This is a genomic window from Bradyrhizobium sp. NAS96.2, assembly GCF_001908235.1.
Classification (GTDB): domain Bacteria; phylum Pseudomonadota; class Alphaproteobacteria; order Rhizobiales; family Xanthobacteraceae; genus Bradyrhizobium.
Genome location: NZ_LGHK01000246.1, coordinates 1 through 3,315, shown reverse-complemented (window position 1 = coordinate 3,315; position 3,315 = coordinate 1). Strand labels below are relative to the sequence as shown.

Sequence of the window (3,315 nt, the reverse complement as noted above, 5' to 3'; positions counted from 1 at the left end):
CCCTGAAAGGCATCGTCCGATCCTCCCTCGAATCAGACGAAGCTTTGCCTGTCAGGAATCAACCCGGTCTAAAACGTCAGGACTCAGCCCGGTTCGTACCCGCGGCACCCCTCTCCCTAACCCTCCCCCGCAAGGGGGGGGGAGGGAACCCTTCCGCCGGCGTGTCCCTCACACGAACGCAGAGATTGCGTGCGAGCAACGGATCACGTGAGCGGCGCGCAAAATCCCTTCCTCGACGATCGCCAAAAGATTGCGTGAGGTGAGCACGCAGGTCAGGCTCCCTCCCCCCTTGCGGGGGAGGGTGGGGAGAGGGGTAAGCCGCGGGCGTGCTGATCAATTTGCGCATCGCTCTCGCAACTCCTATGGCGCCCCCAAAAATCTTCCCGCGCATTGTCGGTCCCGTATCTCACCGTTCGTCTTGATGACAGAGCATCACCAAGCGTTACGGAGCCCGTCATGTCGACGATCGTCGAGACCGAAGTCTCAAAGCCCGCCCGCATCACCGGCCGCGTCATGAGCGGCGTGGTCGTTCTTTTCCTGCTGTTCGATGGCGCCATCAAGCTGCTGCCGTTGCCGGTCGTCACCGAGACCATGGACAAGATGGGCTGGGGTGCGAGCGATACGCTGGCGCGCAGCCTCGGCATCATCACCATCGTCTGCACGCTGTTGTACTCGGTGCCGCCGACCTCGATCCTCGGCGCCATCCTGCTCACCGGCTATCTCGGGGGCGCGATCGCATCCCATGTGCGGATCGGCAGCCCGCTGTTCACCCATACGCTGTTCGGGCTCTATCTCGGCCTGATGGTGTGGGGCGGACTCTATCTGCGCGACGGCAATCTGCGTGCGCTGCTTCCGTTCCGCCGCTGAGTTGGTTTGACGCGTTTGCTTCATGCGAACCGGTGCCCACTTCGTTCGAAACGCTCTAATTCTTCAATTGATGCATTTGGAGACCATCATGTTCGAGACCCTTGCCATCATCGCGATTGTCCTTGCGGTCGCGATTGCCGTCGTCCTCATCCTCGCGGCGACCAAGCCGAGCACGTTCCGCGTCACGCGCGCCACCAGCATCAAGGCGCCGGCCGAACGGATCTTTCCGCTGATCGACGATTTCCGGCAGTGGACGGTCTGGTCGCCCTACGAGAACCGGGATCCGGACATGAAGCGCACCTATGACGGCGCCGGGCGCGGGCAGGGGGCGGTCTATGCCTGGGACGGCAACAAGAATGTCGGCACCGGCCGCATGGAGATCCTGCTGTCGTCCGCGCCGTCGAAGGTCGTCATCAAGCTCGACTTCCTCAAGCCGTTCGAGGGCCACAACACCGCCGAGTTCACAATGCTGCCGCAGGGGGATGCGACCAACGTCACATGGACCATGTATGGTCCGGCCGTCTTCATGTCGAAGGTGATGCAGGTGTTCATGAACCTGGATCACATGGTCGGCAAGGATTTCGAGGTCGGTCTCGCCAATCTGAAGAAGCTGACGGAAAGATAGCGCGTTTTCGAGCGAAGTGGTTTACCGGTTCGCGTGAGGAAAACGCGCCAGAACCAGAATCTACCCAAGGGAGCATGCGATGCAGGTCAACCCCTATCTCTCCTACGACGGCAATTGCGGCGCCGCGCTGAACTTCTACCAGAAGGTTCTCGGTGCGCGGATCGAGGAAACCTTCCCCTACGGCGAGGGCAATGCGGAGATGCAGACGCCGCCCGGCTGGAAGGACAAGATCATGCACGCTCGCCTCACGATCGACGGCGAGATCATCATGGCCTCCGACGCCCCGCCCGGCCATTTCCAGAAGCCGCAGGGCTTTCATGTTGCGCTGCAGGTCGAGGATCCCGCCGAGGCCGAACGCCGCTTCAAGGCGCTGTCCGAAGGCGGCACGGTCACCATGCCGTTCGGCAAGACCTTCTTCTCCAACGGCTTCGGCATGTGCGTCGATCAGTTCGGCATCCCCTGGATGGTGAACTGCCCGCAGCAGATGTAGGTTGATAGCTTAGCCACTTCATCTTGGCGTTGCGATCCTCGCTCTGTCACCGTCATCCTGAGGTGGCCGCTTCTTCAGCGGCCCTCGAAGGATCGACGGCCCGGCTGGCGGCCGTGCATCCTTCGAGGCTCGCTCCGCTCGCACCTCAGGATGACGGGACAACGAATCGTAGGGCGGCTCATAAATCGTAGGGTGGGTTAGCGAAGCGTAACCCATCGTCGGTCTCTCATCCGCGCAATACCTGTGTGGCGACAAAGGCGGGTTACGCCTTCGGCTACCTCCCTACGAGATCGCGCCTCACCTGCACCGCGGATAGATCGCCGCCAGATCGCGGCCGCGCAGCAGCAGCAGGCGCGAGGTCAGGCCGCCGCGGCGCACGATCCAGCTGCGCACCGGCGCTGGATAGGCTTGCAGCACGGCGACGGATGCTTCCGGCTCTGCATAGGTCCGGCCGCGTTGGTCGATCGAGCGTGCGGCGTGGAAGCCGAGCACCGCGCGCCGAGTCACGCAGATGCGGTCGCCCGGCACCATCGAGAGCACCAGCGTGCAGGCCGACAGGCACGGCCCGTCGATCACCACCCGCTCGCCGGACTCGCGCACCTTGTCGAACAGATCGATGAACGGACCGACCTGTCCGCCGGGGCTGGCGAGGATACGAACGTCGGCGTCAGCGCTTGAGACATCGGCAAGCAGCGCCGCCATCCCCAAGATCATGATCGTCCAGATCGCCCCGATACGCATGTGGCGGTTCCTTCCGTTGACGTCGCTCTGGCTCGCGCCGAGCCCTGGGGCATGATCCGGAAAAGTGTGAAGCGGTTTTCCCAACGGTCATGCTCAGGCTGAGAGCATAGGCTAGCTCATGCGGCGACAGTTTGTCAGTCCGCGCCGGAGACGCCGGCCTCGGCGAAGGTCGCCATGCCGGCGTGGCAGGCGAGCGCCGCGCGCAACAGCAGGATCGCAATCCCCGCGCCCGAGGCCTCGCCGAGCCGCATCTCGAGATCGAGCAATGGCGCGAACTGAAGTTCGCGCAGCAGTTCGCGATGGCCGAGTTCGGCCGAGACGTGCCCGGCGCGGCAATGTGCGAGGCCGTGGGGTGCAAGCCGCGCCAGTGGCAGCACTGCCGATGTCGCCACGAAGCCATCGAGCAGCACCGGGATCGATCTTGCACGCGCCGCCAGCACGGCGCCGAAGATGGCAGCGAGCTCGCGCCCGCCGAGCGCGACTGCGACGGCGAGCGGATCATCGAGCAGGTTGCGATGCATTTTGAGCGCGGTATCGATCGTGGTGCGCTTGCGCAGCAGGCCGGCATCGTCGACGCCGGTGCCGCGGCCGG

General features: G+C 63.9%; 5 protein-coding genes. 3 read left to right on the top strand and 2 right to left on the bottom strand.

What is annotated here, in order from left to right:
* Positions 1-456: 456 nt before the first annotated feature.
* From AC628_RS37450 to AC628_RS37440, 3 genes are all read left to right on the top strand, one after another.
* Positions 457-867, top strand: a complete 411-nt coding sequence (locus tag AC628_RS37450; protein WP_050419569.1) for a DoxX family protein — start codon at positions 457-459, stop codon at positions 865-867.
* Between the two features lie 88 nt (positions 868-955).
* Positions 956-1,492, top strand: a complete 537-nt coding sequence (locus AC628_RS37445) for an SRPBCC family protein (RefSeq protein ID WP_074131675.1) — start codon at positions 956-958, stop codon at positions 1,490-1,492.
* Between the two features lie 79 nt (positions 1,493-1,571).
* On the top strand, positions 1,572-1,982 hold the full coding sequence (locus AC628_RS37440) for a VOC family protein (RefSeq protein ID WP_074131674.1): 411 nt from the start codon (positions 1,572-1,574) through the stop codon (positions 1,980-1,982).
* A 297-nt stretch (positions 1,983-2,279) separates the two neighbouring features.
* Here the strand turns inward: AC628_RS37440 and AC628_RS37435 are convergent, their stop codons facing one another.
* A complete protein-coding gene (locus AC628_RS37435; RefSeq protein ID WP_502689821.1) occupies positions 2,280-2,696 on the bottom strand; it encodes a hypothetical protein in 417 nt (138 codons plus the stop codon).
* Between the two features lie 161 nt (positions 2,697-2,857).
* The coding region (locus AC628_RS37430; RefSeq protein WP_210190312.1) for a nicotinate-nucleotide--dimethylbenzimidazole phosphoribosyltransferase at positions 2,858-3,315 on the bottom strand (458 nt) is incomplete at its 5' end.